Source organism: Rhodococcus sp. AW25M09, assembly GCF_000333955.1.
In the GTDB taxonomy this organism is placed as follows: Bacteria; Actinomycetota; Actinomycetes; order Mycobacteriales; family Mycobacteriaceae; genus Rhodococcoides.
In genome coordinates this window covers 1-25,260 of record NZ_CAPS01000023.1, presented here as the reverse complement: position 1 = coordinate 25,260, position 25,260 = coordinate 1, and the positions used below count along the sequence as shown (strand labels likewise).

Here is a 25,260-nt window from a genome sequence, read left to right as displayed (position 1 = left end):
CTGGGGGTTAGTAAATTTCTCTTCGGGCTCTTACCGACCTCTGCGCTCGGTTTTCCTACTCGCGAAGTAACTCGAGACCCGGCTGCTGACAAGGGGCTTTCCGAACAACATCGGTGTAATTCGTTGCCTCACCGCGGACCTGTACTCATCCTGTTCCTACCGAGCACACGGACGGTAGGGCACAGTTCGGTCATAACCGGGTTGCACTCGGCGAACGATGCACCGTGCCATGGTTATCCGTGACCTCGGGTTCGACCCGGCAGTGGCGGATCCGGTCTTCGCACGCGGGTCGATGGGGCGCGGCAGTCGACCGAAACGAGGCGCCTCGAACTGGATCCACCGATATCGTCGATCGAATTGTCGCAGCTCGAAGGGCCCGCAGCCCGGCTCCCCAGGACTAGGTTGAAGACAACGAACGCGCTATCTCCACTATTGCTGTGCTGATGAGCACAGTGCCGACACCACCATCCGGGGTCGCAGGCAACAGAAGGGAACAGATTCGTGAGTTCATCGGTCGAAAGATCCGAGCAAGATGTGGCCGACGAACCGGAGGCGCGATCGCGGGTGAACTGGCGGGTCTTCGTACCCGCCGCACTGTTCACACTTGCGATCACGGTCTGGGCGCTGATCGCACCGGAGAACGCGGAGAGCGTACTGGGCACCGCAGTGGAGTGGACCTCGGACTGGTTCGGATGGTTCTACGTGGCACTGGTCGCGATCGTGCTCGTCTTCGTCATTTACCTGGCGCTCTCGGGATTCGGCAAAATCAAGCTCGGGCCCGCGCACTCGCAACCCGAGTTCGGCCTGCTGTCCTGGGCGTCGATGCTCTTCGCTGCCGGCATCAGCACCGATCTCATGTACTTCGCCGTCTCCGAGCCGGTGACGCAGTACCTCCAACCGCCGAGCACAGAGCCCGGTACGGTCGATGCTGCCCGTGAGGCGACCGCATGGACGCTCTTCCACTACGGAATCAGTGGATGGAGCCTCTACGCTCTGATGGGTATCGCGTTGGCCTACTTCGCGTATCGGAAGAATCAACCACTGGCGATCCGCTCGGCACTCGCTCCCATCTTCGGCAAACGCGTCAAGGGTGTGTTGGGAGACACTGTCGATTTTGCTGCGCTGCTCGGCACGATCTTCGGCGTAGCGACGTCGCTGGGCATCGGTGTCGTGATGATCAACGTGGGGCTGAATGTAATTTTCGGACTGGAGGTCAGCACCGGCGTCGAAGTCGCCATCGTCGCCTGCGGTGTGGCAATTGCCACGCTCTCGGCCACCTCGGGCGTGGACAAGGGCATCAAGATTCTCTCGCTTCTCAACGTGTTCCTGGCATTCGCGCTGTCGATCTGGGTGCTCGTCATGGGCCAGACCCAGTTCTTGCTCGACGCCCTCGTTCTGAACGTCAGTGATTTCGCTCGACTGTTCCCCAACATGGTCGGTCAGACCTTCGCGTTCGAGGACACCGGCACGTGGATGACCGACTGGACACTGTTCTTCTGGGCCTGGTGGATCGCATGGGCCTCGTTCGTCGGCCTGTTCCTGGCGCGGATCTCTCGCGGCCGCACCATCCGACAGTTCGTGCTCGGGACCTTGACGATCCCATTTCTGTACATCCTCATGTGGGCCTCGGTCTACGGAAACTCTGCCCTCGAGCGGGTTCGTGGCGGTGACAGCGAATTCGGCGAACAAGCGATCCTCAACCCGGAGGGCGCATTCTACGAACTTCTCCGGGATTACCCGGCTTTCACCTTCATAGCTGCCCTCGCGACGTTCACCGCTCTGCTGTTCTACGTCACTTCCGCGGACTCGGCCGCACTGGTCATGGCCAATCTCTCGTCGCATCTGCCGAGCCCGCAGCACGACGGGAACGCGCCGCTGCGCATCTTCTGGGCGCTGGCGACAGGCGGTCTGACGGTGGCCATGCTCCTCATCGGCGGTGTAGGAACTCTGCAGAGTGCTGCGGTGATCATGGGCTTGCCCTTTGCCTTCGTCATCATCCTGGTCATGATCGGTCTCTATCGATCGCTCAGAGTGGAAACTTTCCGAAACGAGAGCGTCGAACAGAGTTTGCCGGGTTCGCTCTCGGTCCGCACCGGCGGAAACCGCGGAACCGATTGGTCCTGGCGCCACCGACTCAGTCGGGTGCTCAGATTCCCCGGTGAGGATCGTGTGCGCGAGTTCGGCCGCGAGGTGGTGTTGCCGAGTTTCGACGAGGTCGTAGAAGAAATGCAGGCGCAGGGGATCGATGCTCGATGCGGTCATGTCAACGGCACCGAGGACTCCGACATGTACGAACTCGAGGTGGGCGCAGACCACGCTCATCCGTTCCGATATCAGGTGTGGCGACGCAAGGTCGCCATCCCGTCCTTCGGGTTGACGATGCCTCGCAACGAGGACGAGTACTACCGGATGGAGGTCTATCTGGACGGCGGTTCCGGTCAGGGTTACGACATCATGGGTTACACGAAGGATCAGGTCATCGAAGACATACTCGACCACTACGAAGGGCATCTGACCTTCCTGCAGCTCGAGGAGAACAGCGGCGGCTCCTGACTGTTCTGCCCACACGACCTACCCAGCGCACGACCTACCCAGCACAACCCACGCAGCAAGGAGACCAGCCTCATGCCCCAGACGTTGTTCATCGACGGTCAGTGGACCTCTGCGATCAACGGTGGAACTCGGGAGATCCGCTGCCCGGCGAACGGTGAGCTCGTCGACACCGTCGACGAAGCAGATGGTGCCGATACCGCTGCCGCAATCGCAGCCGCCCGGCGTGCATTCGACGCGGGAGTATGGAGTTCCACTCCTGCGACCGAACGTGGTGCGCTGTTGTTGGGGGTCGCTGATGCGATCCAGCAACGCAAGGACGAGTTCGCCCGCGCGGAGTCACTCGATACAGGCAAGCGCCTGGTGGAGAGCGAAATCGACATGGACGACATCACTGCCAGCTTCCGCTATTTCGGCGTGCTCGCCGGGCAGCAGGCAGGGCGGGTCGTGGACCCGGGCATGGCCGACGTCGTGAGCAAGGTCGTGTACGAGCCCGTCGGCGTCTGCGGAATGATCACCCCCTGGAACTACCCGCTGCTGCAGGTGGCGTGGAAGGTGGCACCCGCTCTCGCAGCGGGCAACACGATCGTGCTCAAGCCCAGCGAACTCACCCCGCACACTGCAATGCTTCTGATGGATGTGCTCGATGGGCTCGGACTACCGGCGGGCGTGGCGAACCTCGTGCTCGGCGCCGGTGCCACCGCGGGCGCGCCGCTGTCGGAACATCCCGATGTCGACATGGTCTCGTTCACCGGCGGACTGGCGACGGGCCGCGTCGTCGGGGCCGCGGCAGTGCAGACGGTCAAGAAGGTAGCGCTCGAACTCGGCGGGAAGAACCCCAATGTCGTATTCGCCGACGCCGACTTCGATGCCGCCGTCGACAACGCCCTCAACGCAGCCTTCGTACACAGCGGTCAGGTGTGCTCGGCAGGATCGCGTCTGATTGTCGAAGAATCCATTCACGATCGCTTCGTTCAGGAGTTGATCCGTCGCGCCCAGCAGATTCGTTTGGGCGGGCCGTTCGACGAAGCCGCCGAGACAGGTCCGCTCATTTCCGCGGACCATCGTGACAAGGTCACCGCCTACGTCGACGCAGGCATCGCGGAAGGGGCCGTCGTCGGGTGCGGCGCCGAATGGGGCACGGGTGAGCTCGAGGCGGGCTTCTACTACCTGCCGACGGTGCTGGACGGCTGCAACACCACGATGTCGGTAGTTCAGGAAGAGGGCTTCGGTCCCGTCGTCACCGTAGAGACCTTCCGCACGGAAGACGAGGCGATCGCTATCGGCAACGACACTCGGTACGGGCTCGCTGCGGGCGTGTGGAGCCAGGACGCCGGAAAGACCGAGCGCGTGGCAGCACGGTTGCGCCACGGCACGGTGTGGATCAACGACTTCCACCCCTACCTGCCACAGGCCGAGTGGGGCGGATTCGGGATGTCGGGTAACGGCCGCGAACTGGGTCCGACCGGACTGGCCGAATACCAGGAGATCAAGCACATCTACCAGAATCTCCGGCCGGCTGTCACCGGCTGGTTCCCACAGCACTGAGCTCACCCCGGATTGTCGATTCGAGGACAGGCGTCAACATGTCCGAAAAACGATTCGATTACGTGGTCGTCGGCAGCGCCCGTGCGGCCGTGGCGGCACGTCTCGGTGAGGACTCGTCCGTCACCCTCGCGCTGATGGAGGCAGGCCCAGCGACGTAGGCGTTCGTCTCGGCCGGTGCGATCGACTCCCCCAAGCTACTCATGCTCTCCGGCATCGGACCTGCCGACCACCTCCGCGAAACTGGCGTCGAGGTAGTGGTGGACGCACCCGGAGTCGGCTCGTACATGCAGGATCACCCAGAGCGCGTCATCTGGTGGGACGCGAAGAAGCCGATGGTCACCGAGTCGTCGCAGTGGTGGGAAATCGGAATCTTCACCCGCATCGACAAGGAACGCGACCGACCGGACCTGAGTTCCACTTCGGCAACACCCCCGTTCGACATGCACCCGTTGCGCTAGGGCTACCCCACCTCGGAGAACGCGTTCTGTCTGCCCCCGAACGTAACGGACGCACGTTCGCGCGGCACAGTCCGCTTGCGCATCCGAGACTTCCGCGACAATCCGCAACCTGCGCGTGGCCGACGCGTTCGTAATGCCGAAAATCGTGGCCGTGAACCCCGACATCACCACGATGATGATCGGTGGAAAGGGCGCGGAAATGATCGAGAAGGGCGACTGACCGGGCCTTCTTCGTGTTCATCGCGCCATCTGGGTCTTCAACGAACAACTGGCCGTAGCGATCGAATCAGCTACGGCCAGTGTGGTGGGCGGAGGGGGACTTGAACCCCCACGTCCCGAAGGACACTGGCACCTGAAGCCAGCGCGTCTGCCATTCCGCCACCCGCCCGGGTGACGGCCAGAACACTAACACGCACACCGCCCCGCTCGAAAATCGCGGCCTCCGGCCATCGAAGGCGAACAGCGGGACGCGGTCTGCGTCGGCTGCACCGTATATCATGCTGGGAGCGCGACTTCGTGATGACACGCGGCCGTCGGGTCCTGCGCACCTGCAGGCACATGACGGTGGCTCGAGACAGTGAGAGGAGGGGTCGCGATGGGCATTGTTCAGCGGTTCGAGCGCAAGCTTCAAGGCGCTGTCGGCGACGTCTTCGCCCGCGTTTTCGGCGGTGGCGTCGTACCGGCCGAAGTAGAGGCGGCGCTCCAACAGGAAGTGTCCGATCTGGTTCGTCCACTCGCCGGCGGCCACTACCTGGCACCCAACAGTTTCGTGATCACCATCAACAGCTCGGACCACAGCGAGCTCGCAGGCGACAGAGAACTCACGGTCAAGGCGTTCTCCCGCCACCTCGACGATTACATCCGAGATCAGGGGTGGCAGACCTACGGTGACGTGGCGGTTCGCTTCGAGCCTTCTCCTACGCTTCACACCGGTCAGTTCCGGGCCACTGGCTCGGTCGATCCCGATGTGGGACGATCGGCGACTGCTACGCGGAACACGTCCGCGCCGCAGGGCGCCTCGGCCCAGCAGAACGTATCGGCCCAGCAAAACGTGTCGGCCCAGCCAGCACCCAGTCCCGTCCCTTCAGCTACGCAGCGACCGTCTGCCCCACCGATGTCGATACCAGGAGCCGGCCACATGACGCAGAACCCAGGCTACGACCCGCAGCGCGATCCCGCGGACGGTCATCGTCCCGATCCACGCGCTCGCAACGGTTATGCCGGTGGTCAGGATCCGCGCTACTCAGGGCATCAGCAGAACGGCTACGAAGCGCAGTCGTACGCGCCTGCCGATTACGATCCGCGCTACGACCAGCAGTCCTCCAACGGACAGGGCTACGACGAACAGCCGTACGCCGACCACGGTCAGGCGTACAGCGCCGCAGGTGGACAAGATCAGGGCTACGACCCCCACGCCTACGGCAACCCCGACGGCCAGGACCAGGGCTACAACGCTCAGGGATACAGCGCACAGGGTTACGACGCTCAGGGCTACCAGGCCCAGGGCTACAACGGTCAGGGTTACGACGGCCGGGGCTACGACTACAACGGAGCAGAGCAAGGCGCTGCGTATTCCGAGGCCCCCTATCAGGAGCAGGCCTACGGCGAGCCGTCCGGGCACTACGCCGAGCCGCGCGCGGCCGGCTACCAGCAGCCCGGCTACGACTACCCGCCCGCACAGGCCCCCTATGGCCGCGGCTATTCGCAAGGCGCAGGCGACCGGGGGGACGGGTACGGCTACGACCAGCCCGCTGCGTACTCCGGGCAGGCCCAGGCGCTCGCAGCCACGCTGCAACTCGAAGACGGCAGCGGTCGCTACTTCCAGCTCCGTGACGGTCAGAACATCATCGGCCGTGGCCAGGAGGCGCAGTTCCGGTTGCCCGATACCGGTGTCTCGCGGCGACACATCGAGATTCGCTGGGACGGTCGGGTTGCGATGCTCTCCGACCTGGGTTCCACCAACGGCACCACCGTCAACGGGGCTCCGGTACAGGATTGGCAACTGGCCGACGGTGACGTCATCAGGGCTGGTCACTCCGAAATTCTGGTCCGGATCGTCTGACGCTCGGCGTGGGCTGGGCGCGAGTAGAGCCTGCGGGAAGTAACGGCGATGTTCACTTCGTCGACTTTCGTGCTCGTCCACCCGTATGTCGTCCACACGAGCGGCTTCACCCTATGATGCTGCGAGGCAACCATGTCTGCCGCGCGGCAGCGGTGAAGTGCGTCGGATACAGGTTCGATCGCGAAGGAGGAGGTGAATCGTCGTGCAGGGATTGATTCTGCAGCTGACCAGGGCTGGTTTTCTGCTCCTGCTGTGGTTCTTCGTGTGGGCCGTACTTCGCACCCTGCGCAGCGACATCTACGCGGCCGCGGGCATGCGAGTGCCCGCTCGCTACTCCGGTGGCTCGAAGGTTCTCCCGTCGTTCAACAAGCAGAAGGTGGCCAAGTACCTCGTGGTGACCCAGGGCGGTCTCGCTGGAACGCGCATATCGCTCGGCACGCAGCCTGTCCTCATCGGCCGCGCAGACGACTCGACTCTCGTTCTCACAGACGACTATTCGTCGACGCGACACGCACGTCTGTCGCCGCGCAGCGGTGATTGGTACGTCGAGGACCTCGGTTCGACCAATGGCACCTATCTGGACCGCGCGAAAGTGACCACCGCTGTTCGCGTCCCCCTGGGAACCCCTGTCCGTGTCGGCAAGACCGTGATCGAGTTGCGCCCGTGACCCTCGTCCTACGCTATGCCGCCCGCAGCGATCGCGGTCTGGTTCGATCCAACAACGAGGACTCCGTGTACGCCGGAGCCCGGCTGCTTGCCCTGGCCGACGGTATGGGCGGTCACGCCGCCGGTGAAGTGGCCTCGCAATTGATGATCGCTGCGCTGGCTCACCTCGACGACGACGAGCCCGGTGAGGATCTGCTGGGCAAGCTCGAAGCCGCCACCCGTGAGGGCAACGCGTCCATCGCCGATCAGGTCGAGGACGAACCCGAGCTCGACGGCATGGGAACCACACTGACCGCAATCCTGTTCGCGGGCAAGCGAATCGGATTGGTCCACATCGGTGACTCCCGCGCATACATGCTGCGCGACGGATCGCTCACCCAGATCACCCGCGACGACACCTTCGTTCAGTCACTCGTCGACGAGGGCCGCATCACCGCCGAGCAGGCGCACACGCATCCACAGCGTTCACTGATCATGCGGGCCCTCACCGGCAACGAGATCGAGCCGACGCTCACCGTTCGCGAAGTACGAGCGGGTGATCGCTACCTGCTGTGCTCGGACGGACTCTCGGACGTGGTCAGCGACGAGACCATCGAGAACACCATGGGCGAGGGCGAAACCGGCCCGTGCGCCGATCGCCTCATCGAACTCGCGCTGCGCAGCGGCGGGCCGGACAACGTGACCGTCGTCGTCGCCGACGTGATCGACCTCGACTACGGCCAGAGCCATCCGATCCTCGGCGGTGCCGCCAGCACCGAGGACGAGGAGGACGCCCCGCCGCCCAACACCGCAGCCGGCCGCGCCGCAGCGATGCGTCCGCCCCGTTCGACGCCCAAGCGCGTCGCCACTCCGGTGGTCACCCCCGAGAAGAAATCGCACAAGCTGCGCTGGACATTGATCGCCCTGACCCTGATCGTGCTGGCGGGTATCGGTGTGCTGGTGGCCAATTCGGTCATCAAGGGCAATTACTACGTCGGTGCCGACAACAGCAAGGTCACCGTGCTTCGCGGTCTGCCCGGCTCGGTTCTGGGGTACTCGCTGCAGAGCGTGGAGCTGATCGGCTGCCTCGAAGACGACGGTGCCGTCACCCTGACTGCTCCCGATGCCGCCCCGGCGAACTGCAATCCGTTCGAGATCGACGACCTCCTGCCCGCGGCACGCGAGCAGGTCACAGCCGGGCTGCCGTCGGGATCCCTGGACGACGCGCGCGGCCAGGTGGAACGCTTGGCTTCCGGTGACCTCCTGCAGGTGTGCGCGACCGAGCCCGTCGTCACCACCACCGTCGAACCGACCCCGACGACGATCATCCCGCCACCCGGGGTGCCGTTGCCACCGGCCGCACCCGAGTCCGTCCCGGCACCCGCACCGACCACCACCGCGGTGCCGACACCGACGGTTCCACAGATTCCGGGCCAGAACTGCAGGACCGGTACTCGATGAGTTCCAATGCCTCCACGGGAGGGCCCTTTCCGAGTCCGCCCGGAGGGTTCGCTCCCGCGCCGATCCAATCGAATCGGCGCGGTGTCGAGTTGCTTCTGCTCGGGGCCGCGGTCCTGATCACCACAATCTCCTTGGTGCTGGTCGAGGCCAGCCAGGAGCAGACCATCACCTGGGATCTCGCCAAGTACGCGCTCGCGTATCTCGCGCTGATGACGGTGGCGCACCTGGCCGTACGACGTTTTGCGCCGTACGCCGATCCGCTGCTGCTCCCGATCGTGGCGCTGCTCAACGGACTCGGTCTGGTGCTCATTCACCGACTCGACCTGGCCGATCAACAGCAGGCGCAATATCTCGGCGACCCCATCCCCTCGCCGGACGCCAACCAGCAGGTCCTCTGGACGACACTCGCTATCGCCGGTTTCGTGGCGCTGCTGGTGTTGCTGCGTGATTACCGCACGCTGGCTCGTTACGGCTACACACTCGGTCTCGCGGGCTTGATTCTGCTGGCCATTCCAGCCCTGCTGCCGTCGGCGTTCTCCGAGGTCAACGGCTCGAAGATCTGGATTCGGTTGCCCGGCTTCAGTTTGCAGCCCGGTGAGTTCGCCAAGATTCTGCTGCTGATCTTCTTCGCGTCGCTGCTGGTGTCCAAGCGCGAACTGTTCACCACTGCCGGCAAGCACTGGCTCGGCATGGACTTTCCTCGCGCTCGCGATCTGGGGCCCATCATCGTCGTCTGGATCGTCTCGGTCGGCGTGCTGGTGTTCGAGAAGGACCTCGGCACATCCCTGCTGATCTTCGGCACGGTGTTGGTGATGATCTACATCGCCACCGAACGCGTGGGCTGGATCATCATCGGTAGCGGGATGTTGCTCGTCGGATTCTTTTTCGCCTACCAGGCCTTCAGTCACGTTCGTGTTCGCACACTGACCTGGCTCGATCCGTTCGCCGATTACAACGACACCGGCTATCAGATCTCCCAGTCGCTGTTCGGGCTGGCCACGGGAGGCCTCGCCGGCACCGGCCTGGGTAGCGGTCGCCCGTCCCAGGTACCGTTCCCCAAAACCGACTTCATCATCGCCACGGTCGGCGAAGAGCTCGGCCTCATCGGTCTGGCCGCGGTCCTGATCCTGTACCTGCTGTTCATCATTCGCGGAATGCATACCGCGCTCGCCGTTCGAGACAGCTTCGGTAAGTTGCTCGCGGCCGGGCTGTCGTTCACGGTCGCAATTCAGCTGTTCGTCGTCGTCGGCGGCGTCACCAAGCTGATCCCGCTCACCGGCCTGACCACCCCGTACATGTCCTACGGCGGATCCTCGCTGCTCGCGAACTACCTGTTGGTGGCCCTCCTGATCAAGATCTCCGACGCCGCCCGTGAACCTGCGACACCCAAGAAGAAGCCCGCTGTGGCCGCCCCGATCGCCGAGGCGCCGACCGAAATGGTGAAGCGCGCATGAACACTCCCCTACGCCGGGTCTCCATTGCCATCATGGTGATGGTGGTCGCTCTGCTCGCCAACGCCACCTACGTACAGGTGATCAAAGCCGACAGTCTGCGTACCGACCCCAGAAACTCCCGGGTGTTGCTCGACGAGTACTCACGCCAACGCGGTCAGATCTCGGCAGGCGGCCAGGTTCTCGCCTCCTCCGTCGCCACCGACGACCGCTACAAGTACCTGCGCACCTATCCGCAGAACTCGATCTCCCCCGCCAGCCCCGAGGCCAACGCGCCGATCACCGGCTACTACTCGATGCTGTACTCGAGCAACGGCCTCGAGCGCGCCGAGGACCAGGTACTCAACGGGTCCGACGACCGCCTCTTCGGCGGACGGCTGTTCGACCTCATCTCGGGTCGAGATCCCCGCGGCGGCAACGTCGTCACCACCATCGACCCCGTCGTTCAGCAGGTCGCATACGACCAGTTGACCGCCAAGGGATACACCGGCTCGGTGGTGGCCCTCGACCCCGCTACCGGCAACGTTCTCGCCATGGCCAGCACCCCGAGCTACGACCCCAACCTGCTGGCCAGCCATGACGGTCGCACCACGACAGCGGCGTGGGAGAACCTGAGCAACAATCCCGAGAAGCCGATGGTGAACCGAGCGATCTCGCAGACCTACCCGCCCGGGTCCACCTTCAAGGTGATCACCACCGCCGCCGCACTCCAGGCAGGCGCGACACCGGACGACCAACTCACGGCCGCGTCGAACATCACGTTGCCGGGAACGACGACGACGCTCGAGAACTACAACGGTTCGACATGCGGTGGCGGTCAGACGGCAACGCTGCGTGAGGCATTTGCGCGCTCGTGCAACACCGCCTTCGTCGAGCTCGGCATCGACACCGGCGTGGACAAAATGCGTGAGACCGCCGCAGCATTCGGTATCGGAGAGGACACCGCCATTCCGCTCCCCGTGGCCGACAGCACCATCGGTGCCATCGACGACGATGCGGCTCTCGGCCAGTCCAGCATCGGCCAACGCGACGTGGCACTGACCCCCCTGCAGGATGCGGTCATCGCCGCCACCGTCGCCAACGGCGGCGTGCGGATGGCTCCGAACCTGGTGCAGCAGTTGCAGTCTCCGGACCTGTCTGTCCTGTCGAGCTCTAAGCCCCAGGCCATGGGGGAAGCCATCAGCTCCGATACCGCGGCAACTCTGACCGATCTGATGATCGGCTCCGAGAACAACACCAGCGGCGAAGGCAAGATCCCCGGAGTGCAGATAGCGTCGAAAACCGGTACCGCGGAACACGGTTCCGACCCACGCAACACGCCACCGCACGCCTGGTACATCGCGTTTGCACCCGCGGAGGATCCCAAGGTCGCCATCGCGGTCATCGTCGAGGACGGCGGCGATCGAGCCCTCGCCGCCACCGGTGGATCCGTGGCCGCACCCGTCGGGCGCGCAGTCATCGCAGCCGCATTGCAGGGGAGGTGAACTAGGGTGCCATTGAGCAACGGGCCGTCATAGCCCAGCGCTACCGACTGCTGCGCCTTATCGCCACCGGCGGTATGGGGCAGGTGTGGGAAGCGATGGACAATCGCCTGGATCGCCGAGTGGCGGTCAAGGTGCTCAAAGCCGAGTTCTCCGAGGACCCCGAGTTCCTGCAGCGCTTCCGGTTCGAGGCCCGGACCACCGCGCAGCTCAACTACCCGGGGATCGCCGGGGTCTACGACTACGGCGAGACCCGCGACGGCGCAGGCGAATCACTGGCCTACCTGGTGATGGAACTGGTCAACGGTGAGCCGCTCAACGCCGTGCTGGGTCGGATGTCCCGATTGCCCCTCGGCCATGCCCTGGACATGCTCGAACAGACCGGGCGCTCCCTGCAGATTGCCCACACGGCCGGCGTCGTGCACCGCGACGTCAAACCCGGCAACATTCTGATCACCCCCACCGGGCAGGTCAAGATCACCGACTTCGGCATCGCCAAGGCTGTCGACGCCTCCCCGGTGACCAAGACCGGAATGGTGATGGGCACAGCGCAGTACATTGCCCCCGAACAAGCTCTCGGCGAAGAAGCCACGTCGGCCTCCGACGTCTACTCGCTCGGGGTCGTCGGATACGAGGTACTCGCAGGCTCGCGGCCTTTCGTCGGTGACGGCGCGCTGACCGTCGCGATGAAGCACGTTCGAGAGGCACCGGCGCCCATGCCGGGCGATCTGCCACCCGCCGTCCGAGAACTCATCGAGATCACGATGGTCAAGGATCCCGCCGCCCGCTACGCGAACGGCGGCGAATTCGCCGACGCCGTGGCCGCAGTGCGAGCGGGTCGACGTCCGCCTGCACCCGGCAACGCCCGCGGCTCGGGTACCGGACGGGTCATGATGCCCGGGATCGTTCCGAGCCCGCAGCCACCTCCGCCGTCGAGCACCCAGATGATGCCGACCTCTCAGCGCGAGTACCGCGGCCCCGCCACCGGAACGGCTGCGGCCGCCACTGCGGAGCCGGCCGGAATGTCGTCGGCGCAGAAGGCACTCGCCTGGGCCGGTGGGGGGCTACTGCTCCTCGCCGTTCTCATCGGCGGTTACGTACTGCTGACCGGGGGTAGAGACGACACGCAGACACCGTTCGTGCCGCCGACCACCACGACGCAGCAGACCACCACCGAACCCACCACGACGACCACCGAAGAAACGACGACCGAAGAGACGACGACCACCGACGAAACGACAACCGAGGAAACGACAACCACCACCACACCGGAGCCGACCACCACGAGCCCCACCACCACATCGGCGGAGCCCACCCAGACGACGACGACCCCCAGGCCGCTGTTCGAGAATCCGTTTCAGCAAGAGCCACAAGGACAACCATGACGACTCCCCGGACGCTCTCCTCTCGCTACGAGCTGGGCGAGATACTCGGTTTCGGCGGCATGTCCGAGGTTCATCTGGCTCGGGACACACGGCTCGATCGTGACGTGGCCATCAAGGTTCTGCGCGCCGATCTCGCCCGCGACCCCACGTTCTATCTGAGGTTCAGACGCGAGGCCCAGAATGCTGCGGCCCTGAATCATCCCGCCATCGTCGCTGTGTACGACACCGGTGAAGCGGAGACCGAAGCCGGTCCGCTCCCGTTCATCGTCATGGAATACGTCGACGGCGACACTCTGCGGGACATCGTGCGCGGGGAAGGACCCATGCCGCCGCGTCGGGCCATGGAGGTCATCGCCGACGTCTGTGCCGCACTCGACTTCAGCCATCGCAACGGCATCGTGCACCGCGACGTCAAACCCGCAAACATCATGATCAACAACGCGGGCGCAGTGAAGGTGATGGATTTCGGCATCGCGCGCGCCATAGCCGATTCCTCGTCGCCGATGACGCAGACTGCCGCCGTCATCGGAACCGCCCAGTACCTCTCACCCGAGCAGGCCCGCGGCGAGCAGGTCGACGCCCGATCGGACGTGTACTCCCTCGGATGCGTGCTGTTCGAGATTCTCACCGGCGAGCCGCCGTTCAAGGGTGACTCACCGGTTGCCGTCGCCTACCAGCACGTGCGCGAGGATCCCCAGCTGCCGTCTCTGGTCAACGACACGGTGCCGCGTGAACTCGATTCGATCATTCTCAAGGCGATGGCCAAGAACCCTGCCAACCGCTACCAGAGCGCCGCCGAGATGCGGACCGATCTGGTTCGCGTACTCGGTGGTCAACGTCCGAGCGCACCGATGGTGATGAACGACGAAGACCGCACCACCATTCTGGGGTCGGTCGACGCCCGTCAGGCCGATTACGCGGGCAAGGACCGGCCCGCCGCGGTCGCTGCGCCGAACCGCCCATCGCGGCACGCCGAACCAGAAGCCGAAGAACCGAAGAACCGTCGTGGCCTGAAGATCGCGCTCATCTCGGTCGCGTCCATCCTCGTCGTCGCGATCGTCGGCGCATTTCTGTGGTCGCTCGGCCCCGGAGCGGACCCCAAGACCGTCACCGTGCCGACCGTCGTCGGACTGGCCGCAGACGAAGCGCAGCGCCAGTTGGAGGACTCCGGCCTTCGCGTCACAGTGCAGGAGAAGCCCGACGCGTCGGTGCCGGAAGGAGCGGCTATCGGCACCAACCCGGCCGCGGGGTCACAGACCGAGTCGCCCGGAGCCATCCAGCTCGATGTCTCTTCCGGACCCCAGCAGGTGCAGGTTCCCCGGCTGACCGGACGAACACAACAGCAGGCATCGGACGCCTTGAGCGAGGTCGGACTCGAGCTCGATCCCACGATCGCCCGCGCTCCGTCGACACCGGAGAACCTGGACAAGGTCGTCGAACAGAACCCCTCTTCGGGCGTGAGCATGAACGCCAACTCGCAGGTCCGCATCACGCTCGGTTCCGGGCCGGCGCAGGTACGCATTCCCAACGTCGTCGGCCAGCTCGTCGATGTGGCGCAGCCCAACGTCGAGGGTGCCGGCCTGCGCGTCGAGATTCAGAACATCGACTCCTCACAACCGATGGGCCAGGTCGTGTCCACCGACCCCGCCGGCGGTACGAACGTCGCCGAGGGCACCGTCGTGACCCTGCGGGTGTCCAACGGCGACAAGATCCCGATGCCGGATCTGTCCGGACTCACCGAAACGCAGGCCCTGGCCGCGTTGGAATCGGCCGGATGGACCGGAACCCGATCGAACCTGTCGACGTCCAGCCAAGCGCAGCTGGACCCACGGATGGTCGGCAGGATCGTCAATCAGGCTCAGCCGGCAGGTTCGGAGATCAGCAAGTCCGACACCATCACCGTCAGTATCGGTGTGTTGGGTATCCCCACCGGGCGCTAGCCTCGGCCGTTCAGGCGAACGCTTCGGCGACCTGAGCTTCGAGCTTGGCGACGAGTCCGGAGTCGGTGGGCATGCCGCACACGGCGAGCCAGTTGGCCAGCATGCGGTGCCCGCCCTCGGTGAGGATGGATTCCGGGTGGAACTGCACCCCGTGGATCGGCAGGTCGGTGTGCCTCATCGCCATCACCAGACCGGATTCGGTACGGCCGATGATCTCGAGTTCAGCCGGGATGGTGTCCTCGCGGACGGTCAGTGAGTGGTAACGAGTGGCGGTGAACGGGTCACTCATTCCCTCGAGAACACCCACGCCCGAATGGTGCACCAGGCTGGTCTTCCCGTGCAGCAGCTCCGGCGCCTTCTCGACGGTGGCACCGAAGACCGCTCCGATGGCCTGGTGACCGAGGCAGACTCCGAGCAGCGGCGTCTTCGTACGCGCGCACGCCGAGACCAGGTCCATCGTGGCACCGGCACGCTGCGGTGTGCCCGGGCCGGGGCTGAGCAGAATGCCGTCGAATCGAGCAGCGACAGCATCGCGGTCGGTGAGGCGTTCGTCGTCGTTGCGCCAGACCTCGACATCGACGTTCAGCTGGCCCAAGTACTGGACGAGGTTGAAGACGAAGCTGTCGTAGTTGTCGACGACGAGAATACGCATGTCGACAGCGTACTCAGCCTGGCTGCGCGTACCTCATGCGCACCGTTTCGGTGTAGGCCGGCACCGACACGTCCTCGGAGGTCGCAACGTCGTAGCGCAGGCCGTACCGCAGCGCGTACTGCTGATACAGGCGTACACCCGGCTCGTTCTTCAACGCAGCGCTCAGCCGGTTCTGGTCGCCGATCGCCGTCATCACGTAGGGCGGACTGTACGTCCGACCGCCGAGCAACAGCGTGTTTCCGATGCAGCGCGGCGCCGACGACGCCACCAGCCGTTGATCCTGCATCGCGATGGCCGACGCCCCACCCGCCCACAACGCGTTGAGCACGCTCTGCACGTCGACCTGATGGACCACCAGATCGTCGGGGGACGCGTCGGATGCATACGAGCCGTCCGGTCCGCGGGGGGCGTCGGCCATCGTGACGGTCAGGCCGGCACCCGACGCGGCCTCCCGGCCTGCCGCGTCGGCCAGGGCATCGATGCGGTCCAACGCGTCGGCGACGTCGGTGTCGCCTGTCGCCGAACGCAGTTGACTGGCGTCGACCTGCTGTTCGAGCGAATCCCTGCTCCGCTGGGCATCCTCGCTGCTGCGCTGAGCCGAGTCGACGAGGTCGGCGAGCCTAGTGGTGTCCCCGCCACGAAGCTCGACTCCGTCCGAGGCATGTCTGGTGGTGCCGAGCAGCAGGCCTACGGCAGCGCAGACCACGACGGCGAGAACCCACCAGCGGGTCTCGGCGGAACGGGTCGATCGTCGTGTCACAGGTGCTCTCGATTTGTCCGGTGGGTCGGTGCTGGGCTCACCTGGGTTAGCGTGTACAGCAACCGGGTCGGTGACCGTCACGGTCCTCGAGCCGACAATAGCCTGGGGACGCGCGGCACCGCCGATTCACAGGTTCCGTCGTCAGTTGTCCACAGGTACGGCCGCAGTGCCGATGACCGTCACGAACGCGAAGAGGAAGCAATGCCGAAGTCGAAGGTACGCAAGAAGAAGGACTACACGATCAACCCGGCAAACCGCACGCCGGTGAAGGTCAACGCGGGGCCGTCGCCGATCTGGTACGTGGCGCTGATGCTGGGATTCATGGTGGTCGGGCTGCTGTGGCTGATCGTCTACTACCTCGCTGCCGACGACATCGCCTTCATCGGAAACCTCGGTGCCTACAACTTCTTGATCGGCTTCGGATTCATGGTCGTCGGGCTGGTCATGACCATGCGGTGGCGTTGAAAGTCGATCGACTTACATCCATGTCATTCATCCCCAATGTGGATAAACCCTGTGGATAACTTTTCGAACCATCCACAGGGTGTGTACCGACAGCAATGGGCGACGCCCATCGTCGCCATCGGTGCCCTGGTCGCGGGCGGAATCGCCCTCGGAATCGGTGCCGCACTCTCATCCACCGACGCAGCCGGAACCTTCCTCGTCGGACTCGCCGCCGTCGGAATGTGGGTGATCGCGGTACTCGCCGCCGTACAACGCCCCCGTCTGGCCATAACCCACGACGGATCACTGGTGATCAAGCGCCTCACCGGCGTACGCACGTACAACCGCACCGACATCGTCCGCATCAAAATCGTGCGATACCCGCGACTGGGCCGACGCGTCCCCATGCTCGAACTCGACATCCACCCACCCGGTGAGGACGACGATCGCTTGATCATCTTCGGACGATGGGACCTCGGCACCGACCCTCAGGATGTGTTCGAGACACTCGACATTCACGGTCTGGTGCCCCGCAACTCCTGACAGCCGGAGTCCTCGGGGTACTCAATGTGACGTTCGGTGGCCTTTTGGGGGGTCAATGGCACATCGAGTGGACTTCTTACAGGCCCATCTGGGCGCGGAGGTCCAGCACTCGTACCGCAATGATTCCAAGACACACGACGGCGACCGCGATCACCGAGAGCCATGCCAAGGACACTCCTGCCGAGCCTCGTGATTGTTCCGGCCCGCTTCGCCGGTTGGGGAGAAACACCAATCCGGCAGTGACGGCGGCACCGGCGACGAGCCCGCCCATGTGGCCCCACAGCGAGATGCTGGGAATCGAGACGCTGATGAAGATGTTCAGCGCGATGATGATCAGCACCGGCGCAGGGCTGCGCTTGAGCCGCAAGAGAATGACCGCCTGCGCGCCGAGCAGGCCGAACACCGCGCCCGATGCGCCGGCGGTAGCCGCGAGTGGGTTCTCCAACACCATGACCGACGCGCTGCCGCCGAGCAGCGACAAGAAGTAGACGGCCAGATATCGACTGCGCCCGAGGATCAGTTCGACATCGCGGCCGATGAGGTAGAGGGCGAACATGTTGACCAAGAGGTGAATCGGTCCGATGTGGACGAATCCGCTACCGATGAGCCGGAACAGGTCACCGTTGGCCACGAGCACACTGTTGAGAGACCACTCTCTGGCCAGCGGCGAATTGAAGTTGCTGGTGATGCTGCCGGACTGCGCGGCCGTGATACCGAAGATCACGACGTTGACGGCGATCAGGGCGAAGGTCAACGGGGTTTTGGCGGATCGCGCGACGGGCGCTCCGGCGACGGTCTGCGCCGTACGCACGTTCTTGTTGCCCTCACGCACGCAATCGACACAGTGCTGACCTACTGCGGCGGGTTGCAGGCACTGCGGACATGCCGGTCGGCCGCAGCGCGAACAGGCCAGACCGGTGGGGCGATCGGGATGTCGGACGCACACCGACTGGGGTGGGTTCGGTTGTTCGCCGCCCCAGCCGGGGTTCGTCATCGTGAAACTCTCCTGTGAAACGTGATCAGGCGATGGTGACGCTGTTGATGACGACCTCGTCCACGGGACGGTCGCCGCGGCCGACCTGAGTACCCGAGATCGCGTCGACGACCTTCTTCGACGCATCGTCGGTGACCTCGCCGAAGATGCTGTGCTTACGGTTCAGGTGTGGGGTCTTACCGGTGGTGATGAAGAACTGCGAGCCGTTGGTGCCGGGGCCGGCGTTCGCCATGGCCAACAGGTACGGACGATCGAAGGAGAGCTCGGGGTGGAACTCGTCCTCGAACTTGTAGCCCGGTCCGCCTGCACCGGTGCCGGTCGGGTCGCCGCCCTGGATCATGAAACCGTCGATGACGCGGTGGAACACTGCGCCGTCGTAGAACGGTCCGGTCTTGGCACCCGACGCGTTCTGCGTCGTGTACTCCTTGGATCCGTCCGCGAGGCCGACGAAGTTCGCGACGGTCTTGGGGGCGTGATTGCCGAACAGTTCGATGACGATATCGCCGCGGTTGGTGTGCAGCGTGGCCGTTTGGGTCTTGTTTGGTGAAGTCACGCCCACCATCGTGCCATCTCAGCCGACTGGGCGATTCACGGCGGTGTTTCGAGTGGGGTGTATCAACAGAGTTCGGCAGGGCATCTTGTGGAAAGGTGATCACTATGACGAGCACAACGAAGTCCGATCGGGTTCGGTCGATCACCGGCACCACAGGAGTGGAGCGTGCGAAACGACCCAGGAGGGCCCTTCGGGCGTCCGCGCTCTTCGGTGCCGCGTCCGCGGCGAGCAAGGGTCCGGCCGGAGTCGGCCTGCTGTTGGCCAAGCGGGGTTACGGTCTGGCCCGCAAGCAGGCTGCCCAGCGCCGCGCCGCGACCGCGGCTCGGATCGCCGAAGCAAACCGGACCAGAGTGCAGCTCACGGCCCCGTCGGGATCGCGAAAGACGCGACGCATTCTGGTATTCGGCGGCGCTGCTGCCGTGGTCGCAGGGGTGGTGTTCTTCCTCGGCCGTCGTCGCAACGAAGTTCCGCCGCCTGCAGATGTTCCGCCGAGCCTGAACGATTACGAAGACACATCGTCATGAATAGAGGATTTTCTGCAGCAGATCGAACAGAGCCGGCCTGGTTCTGATCACAGCATCCTCGCTGCGGTCGGCGACGACCAACGCCGTGTTGTACCGACTGGTCGTCGCCTCGGCGAGGTAGTCGTTGTGACCTATCGAGCTGCTCTGGCCGTCGGATCCGTCGGTCGAGAACAAGGTGATCCCGTCCAATGCGCCAGGATCACGGCCGAAGGCGCCGAGGTCGGCCACGACATCGCCCGTGGCCTCCGCGACGAAGACGTGCCCGGCAGGTAACTCGAGATCGGCGACGGTGGGTGTGCCCAGGCCCGGTGATCCCAGCGCCACGAAGTCGTCCACCCCGGTGCCCTCCTGTAGAGCGGACGCCGCGGTGAGCGATCCGTAGGAATGACCCAGTACCGACAGATGCGGATCATCGATGCGCGCGGCGTCGAGTCCGTCCAGAAACGGAACGAGCCGACCCGATCCCGCTTGGGCAGCCAGGCCGGACACGACGCTTCGGTCGGGATCGAGCAAGTTCCAGCCGAGCTGAGGGGCTTGGTAGTTCATCCACGTCACGGCTGCCACATTTTCTGCCGGTCCTCGTGGAAGTAGTTGCTGTGCAGCCAATTTCAGACCCTCTATGTCGCCGTCGTAGCGTTCGAGGTCACCGTGCACAGTCGAACCGAGTCCAGGCACGAAGACGGCCACGTGCGTCGCCGTATCGACATCACCCACCGCAACTGCCGCCATCGTCTCCTCGTACGAGGAATTGTCGAGTACCAGAAGCTGTCGAGCCCCTTGTGCCAGCGTCGATTCGATCGCGTCGAGAGATGCCAGACGCATGCGGGTCTGCTGGAGTCCGGCATCTGCGTCGATGAAGATTCCGCCGAACACGTTGTCCTCCAGCTCTTTCCGCAGCTCAGTTTCGGCGGCGCGCAAACGAAGACGCTCGGCGGCCAGGACCCGCCTGTTCGCGCTGTCACGCACCCGGGCAGGCAGACCGTCGAGGTTGCCGATTCGTTCGGGCTGCTCGACGATCAGTCGGGTCCGTGCCGCGGGCGATAGTGCACTCCAGAACGCCGAGTTGGCTGCTGGTGTCGCTTCGCGGGGAACCGAGGCCACCACTGCCGACGCGACGAACGTCGCGGGTAGCTTCGCATCGGCCAGGCGTCGGGCCAGGGCGTCGTCGAATGCCGTGGCCATGCGCACCAACTGCGAGATTCGTTCGGCCAATTCCTCACGCAGTCGGTGCCGATCTCGCATCGTCGACCACACATCTGCGAGCGCAACGGAATACGACGCGACCGAATCGGTCACCGAACCGTCGGATCCGACGCCGAACCGGGCTTCGGTGGCGTCCTGCTCCACCGCATGCAGCGCAGCAAGCAGACTTGCCATGTCTATCGAGGCCTCGGCGATGCATGTCGCGACCCGAAGCAGCTCGGCCGAGGCACCACGCAGATCGGATCGGACACCTCTGATCGCCTCGCGCGCGGCATCAGCGGCCGGACCGACCCACCCGTCGGCGACAACCTCGTCGGTCCACGAGGCGTGCACGACGGCCAATTCGCGCCACCGCCGCATCAGGTCGTCGGACGCGGCCATCAGCGAACTGCTGTCCCATGATCTGACGTCGTCGAGAGCGACCATCGTGTTTCCCCCGCAGCGTTGTCGTATTCGACCAGTCAACGCGAGGGCAGTACGGGGATCTGGAATCTATCCCCAGCCTGTGGATGAAATCTGGGGATCGATGGTGCGGCGTGCGAACATCACCGAGCTATTCTGCGAACCGGATCGCTGTAGCCGGTCTCCGGGTTGGTCTTCCCTCTGGTCCGCGGGGGCCTACTTCGCTTTGCCCGGTACAAGTCGGCGTCGGCCGCCCGGTAGATATCGGCCCAACGGTTACTGGCCGGCATGCACGCCAGACCGACGCTCCACTCGGCGCGATGAGAGCGGTGCAGTCGATCGATGATCTGCAACGCTTCCTTTTCGAGAACTCCCGGCATGAACAACACGAACTCGTCTCCGCCGAGCCGACCGAGGACATCGCGTTTGGTGAGCTGCCCCTTCCACGCCTTCGAGACACGAGTCAGCAGAACATCACCGGCAATATGGCCGTACTCGTCGTTTATCTCTTTGAAGTGGTCAAGATCGAGCACCGCCAGACTCACCGACAGGCCGCGTGCGGCACAGGCCGGCAGCATCTTCTCGATCTTGGACTCGAACCCGAACCTGTTGAGCAGGCCGGTCAACGCATCGTGCGTCGAGAAATAACGCATCCGACGCGCAAAGACGCCGAACACCTCCGTCGCACCGACGATGCCGAGCGCGACGAGAATGTAGCTGATGAACGGTGTTCCGTACGGCGCGATCGCGGCCCCGACCACTGCCGAAACGGCAAGTACTGCAACCCAAATACCGGCATTGCGCTCGGACCAGAAGGCACCGATATGCATCCCGAGGAACATGGCCGCCTGCACACAGATCAAAAAGGCGGGCATGGTGTCGCTGCTCCCCAGAGCACACGCAAGGGCCACCACCGACAGCGCAGTCGCGTACCCCACCGCCCGTTTGGGACTCGGCGTACCGGCCCTCGCCAGAACGACGATTGCTACGGGCCCCAAAATCAAAGCCAGTGCTGCCAGAACTCGCTGAGTACCAGCCAGATTCGACCACGATGCCACTGCACTCGCGGCGTAGAGAACGGTGGTGACTGCCGCCAGCACGGCAAGCATGCGCCCGGACTCGTCGAACCTCGGCCTGATCACCCGTCGATGCCAGCCGCGAACGGCAATGACTGCGCCGCCTCGAGGCAACACACACCCGATGAGGCCTCACCACTCACCTGATACCCCCCAGGCAACATCGGCCCTCCCCCAAGCACTATGGCCATCGCTTCACATGACCCAACGATGCCCGGACTCTAACATCTTCGAGCCACGACCACGACTCTATGGAGGGAAGACGTCCCAGGTCAGGAAGCCTTCTCGGCGCGCTCGGCCTCTCTGGCGAGCAACCGATCCCGGGACTCCTCGAACTTGGTTGCCTTGGTCTCCAAGTCCTCGACGAAAGTGGCAAGACGATCGCGGTCGCGCTCGCCCTCACCGGTGAAATCGTTGCGGTCGAAAATCTGCCATTTACGAAGCACCGGCATCAGCACCTCATCCAGGTGCTGACGGAGATCGTAGATTCCGTTCTTGGCCAGGATCATCGCGTTCTTGCGGAAATTGGGCATGTTCAGCCCGGGCATCTGGAAATCCGTAGCCACGTCGGCAATGGCGCGAACCATCTGATCGGGCACCAGATCCAATGCCGCCTCACCGAGATTCCGATAGAAGATCATGTGCAGATTCTCGTCCGCAGCAACACGAGCCAACATTCGATCCGCCACCGGATCGCCACAGGCCAGACCTGTATTTCGATGCGACACCCGCGTCGCCAGCTCCTGGAACGTCACATACGCCACCGAATGCAGGAAGTTGGCTCCGTCCATCGGTGCATCGACACCCACCGTCATGTGGTGCATCCGAGCCCGCTCCAACTCCACAGGGTCGACCGCACGCGTCACCACGAGGTAGTCGCGCATCACGATGCCGTGGCGGTTCTCTTCCGCAGTCCATCGACCCACCCAGGTGCCCCATGCACCGTCCAAGGAGAAATTGTCTGCCAGCCCACGGTGGTACGACGGCAGATTGTCCTCGGTGAGCAAGTTGGTGATCATCGCCGTACGAGCCAGCTCCGACAACGACGACTGTTCGAGCGACCAGTCCTCTCCGCCCATCGCCGCAAAGTTCCGCCCGAGATCCCACGGAACATAGTCATGCGGATGCCATTCCTTCGCCATCGACAGGTGGCGATTCAAATTGGATTCCAATGTGCCGTCGAGTTCGGTCAACAGCTCTTCATGATCGAGAACACGCGTCATCTGCGGGGCTCCTCCAAAGCTATGGGTGCCCGAACCGCCAACCGATCCGAGACAGTGGCGAACACGGTTCGCCGAGATCTGACGACGGCACACCCCCCCTGCGGTGCGCCGTCGCGACCGTTCGCATCGATCCGAGGACCGACGTTCTTACACGGCGACAACGCTATGGACCCTGCCCTCGATGCGACACAGAACAGGCGAGGGTCTGGACATCTGGGTGCCGAAGACAGCCAGGAATTGGGGTAGATCACAACCGCCCCTCGCCGGCCCCTCGCCGGCCGCCGCGGTCCCCGTGGCACTCAATGGCACATTCAGTGGACTTTTCGGGGGTCAATGGCACATTCAGTGGACTTGGGCACCGATCAGTGGGCTTGGGCTTCGATCAGTGGACACGAAAAAGGACGCCCACCGAAGTGGACGTCCTTTGATTGTGGAGCCTAGGAGATTCGAACTCCTGACATCTGCCTTGCAAAGGCAGCGCTCTACCAACTGAGCTAAGGCCCCGGGTGTAGCGGGTTATCGTGGACGAACTTTACACGTCCACTCCGAGCGATTGTCACGCGGTGGGGATGCTGTGCCAGACCCCGTCCGAGCTGCGCATGGAACGCACCTTCGATACTGTCAGCACTGCGATCACCACCGACGCGACGAGAAGAAGGATTTTCACGTCCTACCTCTTTTCGTTCGTTCGGTGTGGGCCTAGGAGGACTTGAACCTCCGACCTCTTCCTTATCAGGGAAGCGCTCTAACCGCCTGAGCTATAGGCCCTCATCACTGATTCGGCTCGAAGAATTGCACTCCTCGAACCGAGGGATGAGGTTACCGTATCGGGCCGCTCACTTCCAAAACGGCCCGATACGGCCCTCGATGGTGCAGGTCAGTCGCGGTCTGCCAGTGTCACTTCGACGCCACCGACCAGGTCCGAGGACAGGTTGTAGATGAAGGCGCCGATGGTGGTGATGGCGGTGAAGAGTACGACATTGATCACACCGATGACCGCTGCGTAGCCGAACACCTGCCCGGCGCTCACCAGTCCGCCGTCGCCGGATTCGTTGACGATCTCGGTGAAGGCGCTGTTGAGACGGTCCCAGACGCCCATGCCGTCGAGCACGGCGTAGAGCAGCCCCACTGCCACCATCCACACGAAGAACAGTGACACGGCGATGACGAGCGCGATCTTGAGCGTCGACCACGGATCGATCTTGCGGAGCTGGATGGTCGCGCGCAACGGATCGCCGTCCGCGCTGGACATCGCCGTGATGGCGGTGGGAGCAGCGCGCTCGGACTGGGGCGGCTCGGGATGCCGGACGGCGGACAGATCGGGCATGTCCTTCGCCAGATCCTTGCGTTCGATGTGTCGGGTCGGTCCGTCGATGCCCGCTGCTTTCGCCCGAGCGGTTTCACGCCGTTCGGTCTTGTCCTCGGTGGCCTCGCGCTGGCTGGGCTCGGCTGTGGTTCGAGGGGTCCGATCGAACTCGGCATTCGGAGGAAGGGCCGCGCCACGACCGGACAGATTCGTCTGCGGCTGATTCTGGGGCTGATTCTGTGGCTGCTGGCGGTCGTCCGTGCCCTGCGGCGTCGGACGCTGGCCGGCACCGCGCTGCCACGGCGGTGTTCCCGAACCACCCTGCGAACCGTCGACCTGTTGGGCCGGCATCGCCTGAGTGGCAGCGGGCCCCCCATCACGAGCCGGCACAGCAGTCGACTGCGACGGACGAGCCGCCTCGCCAGATCCCTCCTGTGTGCGCGTGGTCTCGGCGGGTGCCGGACTCCGCGGCGGAGCCGGGCGAGCCGGCGCGCCGGTCGGTGCCTGCCGCTGCGGCGGTTGACCACTGCCTTGGTGGCCACCGTTCGGTTGACCGGAAGAAGGTTGACCGGAAGAAGGTTGACTGGAAGAGGGCTGCC

The 25,260-nt window shown here is 64.3% G+C and carries 21 protein-coding genes, 3 tRNA genes and 1 pseudogene; 14 read left to right on the top strand and 11 right to left on the bottom strand.

Annotation, left to right across the window (positions count from 1 at the left end; genetic code table 11):
- Positions 1 to 501 precede the first annotated feature (501 nt).
- From betT to RHODMAR_RS29550, 4 genes and pseudogenes are all read left to right on the top strand, one after another.
- Positions 502 to 2,553 carry a choline BCCT transporter BetT gene (gene betT, locus RHODMAR_RS04350; RefSeq protein WP_008711671.1) on the top strand — a complete coding sequence of 684 codons (2,052 nt, stop codon included), beginning with the start codon at positions 502 to 504 and terminating at the stop codon, positions 2,551 to 2,553.
- A 72-nt stretch (positions 2,554 to 2,625) separates the two neighbouring features.
- Positions 2,626 to 4,098 carry an aldehyde dehydrogenase family protein gene (locus tag RHODMAR_RS04345; RefSeq protein ID WP_008711669.1) on the top strand — a complete coding sequence of 491 codons (1,473 nt, stop codon included), beginning with the start codon at positions 2,626 to 2,628 and terminating at the stop codon, positions 4,096 to 4,098.
- A gap of 164 nt (positions 4,099 to 4,262) precedes the next feature.
- Positions 4,263 to 4,664: pseudogene (locus RHODMAR_RS27410) on the top strand (GMC family oxidoreductase N-terminal domain-containing protein); the annotation flags it as partial.
- Positions 4,665 to 4,671: 7 nt separating this feature from the next.
- Entirely contained in the window at positions 4,672 to 4,776 is a 105-nt protein-coding gene (locus RHODMAR_RS29550; protein WP_442970026.1) for a hypothetical protein, read from the top strand.
- An 82-nt stretch (positions 4,777 to 4,858) separates the two neighbouring features.
- On the opposite strand, the gene RHODMAR_RS04335 is transcribed toward RHODMAR_RS29550, so the two are convergent.
- Positions 4,859 to 4,944, bottom strand: a tRNA-Leu gene (locus RHODMAR_RS04335).
- A gap of 207 nt (positions 4,945 to 5,151) precedes the next feature.
- Between RHODMAR_RS04335 and RHODMAR_RS04330 the strand changes: the two genes are divergently transcribed.
- The 7 genes from RHODMAR_RS04330 (at position 5,152) to pknB (ending at position 14,981) form a co-directional block, all read left to right on the top strand.
- A complete protein-coding gene (locus tag RHODMAR_RS04330; protein WP_008711664.1) occupies positions 5,152 to 6,618 on the top strand; it encodes a DUF3662 and FHA domain-containing protein in 1,467 nt (488 codons plus the stop codon).
- 202 nt (positions 6,619 to 6,820) lie between these two features.
- Positions 6,821 to 7,285: an FHA domain-containing protein FhaB/FipA gene (locus tag RHODMAR_RS04325; protein ID WP_008711660.1), complete on the top strand. Its 465-nt coding sequence runs from the start codon at positions 6,821 to 6,823 to the stop codon at positions 7,283 to 7,285.
- Positions 7,282 to 8,724: a PP2C family protein-serine/threonine phosphatase gene (locus RHODMAR_RS04320; RefSeq protein WP_008711659.1), complete on the top strand. Its 1,443-nt coding sequence runs from the start codon at positions 7,282 to 7,284 to the stop codon at positions 8,722 to 8,724. Before RHODMAR_RS04325 ends, RHODMAR_RS04320 begins: the two co-directional genes overlap by 4 nt.
- Positions 8,721 to 10,178 (top strand): FtsW/RodA/SpoVE family cell cycle protein, encoded by a 1,458-nt coding sequence (locus tag RHODMAR_RS04315; RefSeq protein ID WP_008711658.1) that lies wholly within the window; start codon positions 8,721 to 8,723, stop codon positions 10,176 to 10,178. The genes RHODMAR_RS04320 and RHODMAR_RS04315 overlap by 4 nt, the downstream gene beginning before the upstream one ends.
- A complete protein-coding gene (locus RHODMAR_RS04310) occupies positions 10,175 to 11,659 on the top strand; it encodes a peptidoglycan D,D-transpeptidase FtsI family protein (protein ID WP_008711653.1) in 1,485 nt (494 codons plus the stop codon). Before RHODMAR_RS04315 ends, RHODMAR_RS04310 begins: the two co-directional genes overlap by 4 nt.
- 11 nt (positions 11,660 to 11,670) lie before the next feature.
- On the top strand, positions 11,671 to 13,041 hold the full coding sequence (locus RHODMAR_RS04305; protein ID WP_042937942.1) for a serine/threonine-protein kinase: 1,371 nt from the start codon (positions 11,671 to 11,673) through the stop codon (positions 13,039 to 13,041).
- A complete protein-coding gene (pknB, locus tag RHODMAR_RS04300; RefSeq protein WP_008711648.1) occupies positions 13,038 to 14,981 on the top strand; it encodes a Stk1 family PASTA domain-containing Ser/Thr kinase in 1,944 nt (647 codons plus the stop codon). Before RHODMAR_RS04305 ends, pknB begins: the two co-directional genes overlap by 4 nt.
- Before the next feature lie 10 nt (positions 14,982 to 14,991).
- On the opposite strand, the gene RHODMAR_RS04295 is transcribed toward pknB, so the two are convergent.
- Positions 14,992 to 15,633, bottom strand: coding sequence for an aminodeoxychorismate/anthranilate synthase component II (locus RHODMAR_RS04295; RefSeq protein WP_008711646.1), 642 nt, complete (start codon positions 15,631 to 15,633; stop codon positions 14,992 to 14,994).
- 13 nt (positions 15,634 to 15,646) lie between these two features.
- The gene (locus RHODMAR_RS04290) at positions 15,647 to 16,393 is read right to left on the bottom strand and encodes a DUF881 domain-containing protein (RefSeq protein ID WP_008711645.1); all 747 of its coding nucleotides are present in this window, start codon (positions 16,391 to 16,393) and stop codon (positions 15,647 to 15,649) included.
- 201 nt (positions 16,394 to 16,594) lie between these two features.
- Between RHODMAR_RS04290 and crgA the strand changes: the two genes are divergently transcribed.
- Together crgA and RHODMAR_RS04280 are read left to right on the top strand one after the other, a co-directional pair.
- The gene (gene crgA, locus RHODMAR_RS04285) at positions 16,595 to 16,858 is read left to right on the top strand and encodes a cell division protein CrgA (RefSeq protein ID WP_008711643.1); all 264 of its coding nucleotides are present in this window, start codon (positions 16,595 to 16,597) and stop codon (positions 16,856 to 16,858) included.
- A gap of 36 nt (positions 16,859 to 16,894) precedes the next feature.
- A complete protein-coding gene (locus RHODMAR_RS04280; RefSeq protein ID WP_008711641.1) occupies positions 16,895 to 17,380 on the top strand; it encodes a PH domain-containing protein in 486 nt (161 codons plus the stop codon).
- A gap of 76 nt (positions 17,381 to 17,456) precedes the next feature.
- Here the strand turns inward: RHODMAR_RS04280 and RHODMAR_RS04275 are convergent, their stop codons facing one another.
- Together RHODMAR_RS04275 and RHODMAR_RS04270 are read right to left on the bottom strand one after the other, a co-directional pair.
- On the bottom strand, positions 17,457 to 18,374 hold the full coding sequence (locus RHODMAR_RS04275; protein WP_042937939.1) for a rhomboid family intramembrane serine protease: 918 nt from the start codon (positions 18,372 to 18,374) through the stop codon (positions 17,457 to 17,459).
- 25 nt (positions 18,375 to 18,399) lie between these two features.
- The gene (locus RHODMAR_RS04270) at positions 18,400 to 18,936 is read right to left on the bottom strand and encodes a peptidylprolyl isomerase (RefSeq protein WP_008711637.1); all 537 of its coding nucleotides are present in this window, start codon (positions 18,934 to 18,936) and stop codon (positions 18,400 to 18,402) included.
- Positions 18,937 to 19,031: 95 nt separating this feature from the next.
- On the opposite strand from RHODMAR_RS04270, the gene RHODMAR_RS04265 reads away from it, so the two are divergent.
- Positions 19,032 to 19,451 (top strand): hypothetical protein, encoded by a 420-nt coding sequence (locus tag RHODMAR_RS04265; protein ID WP_008711636.1) that lies wholly within the window; start codon positions 19,032 to 19,034, stop codon positions 19,449 to 19,451.
- On the opposite strand, the gene RHODMAR_RS04260 is transcribed toward RHODMAR_RS04265, so the two are convergent.
- From RHODMAR_RS04260 to RHODMAR_RS04230, 6 genes are all read right to left on the bottom strand, one after another.
- A complete protein-coding gene (locus tag RHODMAR_RS04260) occupies positions 19,446 to 21,080 on the bottom strand; it encodes an alpha/beta hydrolase (protein ID WP_008711634.1) in 1,635 nt (544 codons plus the stop codon). The two genes, RHODMAR_RS04265 and RHODMAR_RS04260, sit on opposite strands and share 6 nt — an antisense overlap.
- A 119-nt stretch (positions 21,081 to 21,199) precedes the next feature.
- Positions 21,200 to 22,198 carry a GGDEF domain-containing protein gene (locus tag RHODMAR_RS04255; RefSeq protein WP_232433573.1) on the bottom strand — a complete coding sequence of 333 codons (999 nt, stop codon included), beginning with the start codon at positions 22,196 to 22,198 and terminating at the stop codon, positions 21,200 to 21,202.
- Between the two features lie 206 nt (positions 22,199 to 22,404).
- Positions 22,405 to 23,355, bottom strand: coding sequence for an acyl-ACP desaturase (locus RHODMAR_RS04250; protein ID WP_008711629.1), 951 nt, complete (start codon positions 23,353 to 23,355; stop codon positions 22,405 to 22,407).
- A gap of 431 nt (positions 23,356 to 23,786) precedes the next feature.
- Positions 23,787 to 23,859: transfer RNA gene (locus tag RHODMAR_RS04240), tRNA-Ala, on the bottom strand.
- Between the two features lie 190 nt (positions 23,860 to 24,049).
- Positions 24,050 to 24,123, bottom strand: a tRNA-Ile gene (locus RHODMAR_RS04235).
- 109 nt (positions 24,124 to 24,232) lie between these two features.
- The gene (locus RHODMAR_RS04230) at positions 24,233 to 25,012 is read right to left on the bottom strand and encodes a DUF3566 domain-containing protein (RefSeq protein ID WP_081605892.1); all 780 of its coding nucleotides are present in this window, start codon (positions 25,010 to 25,012) and stop codon (positions 24,233 to 24,235) included.
- Positions 25,013 to 25,260 lie beyond the last annotated feature (248 nt).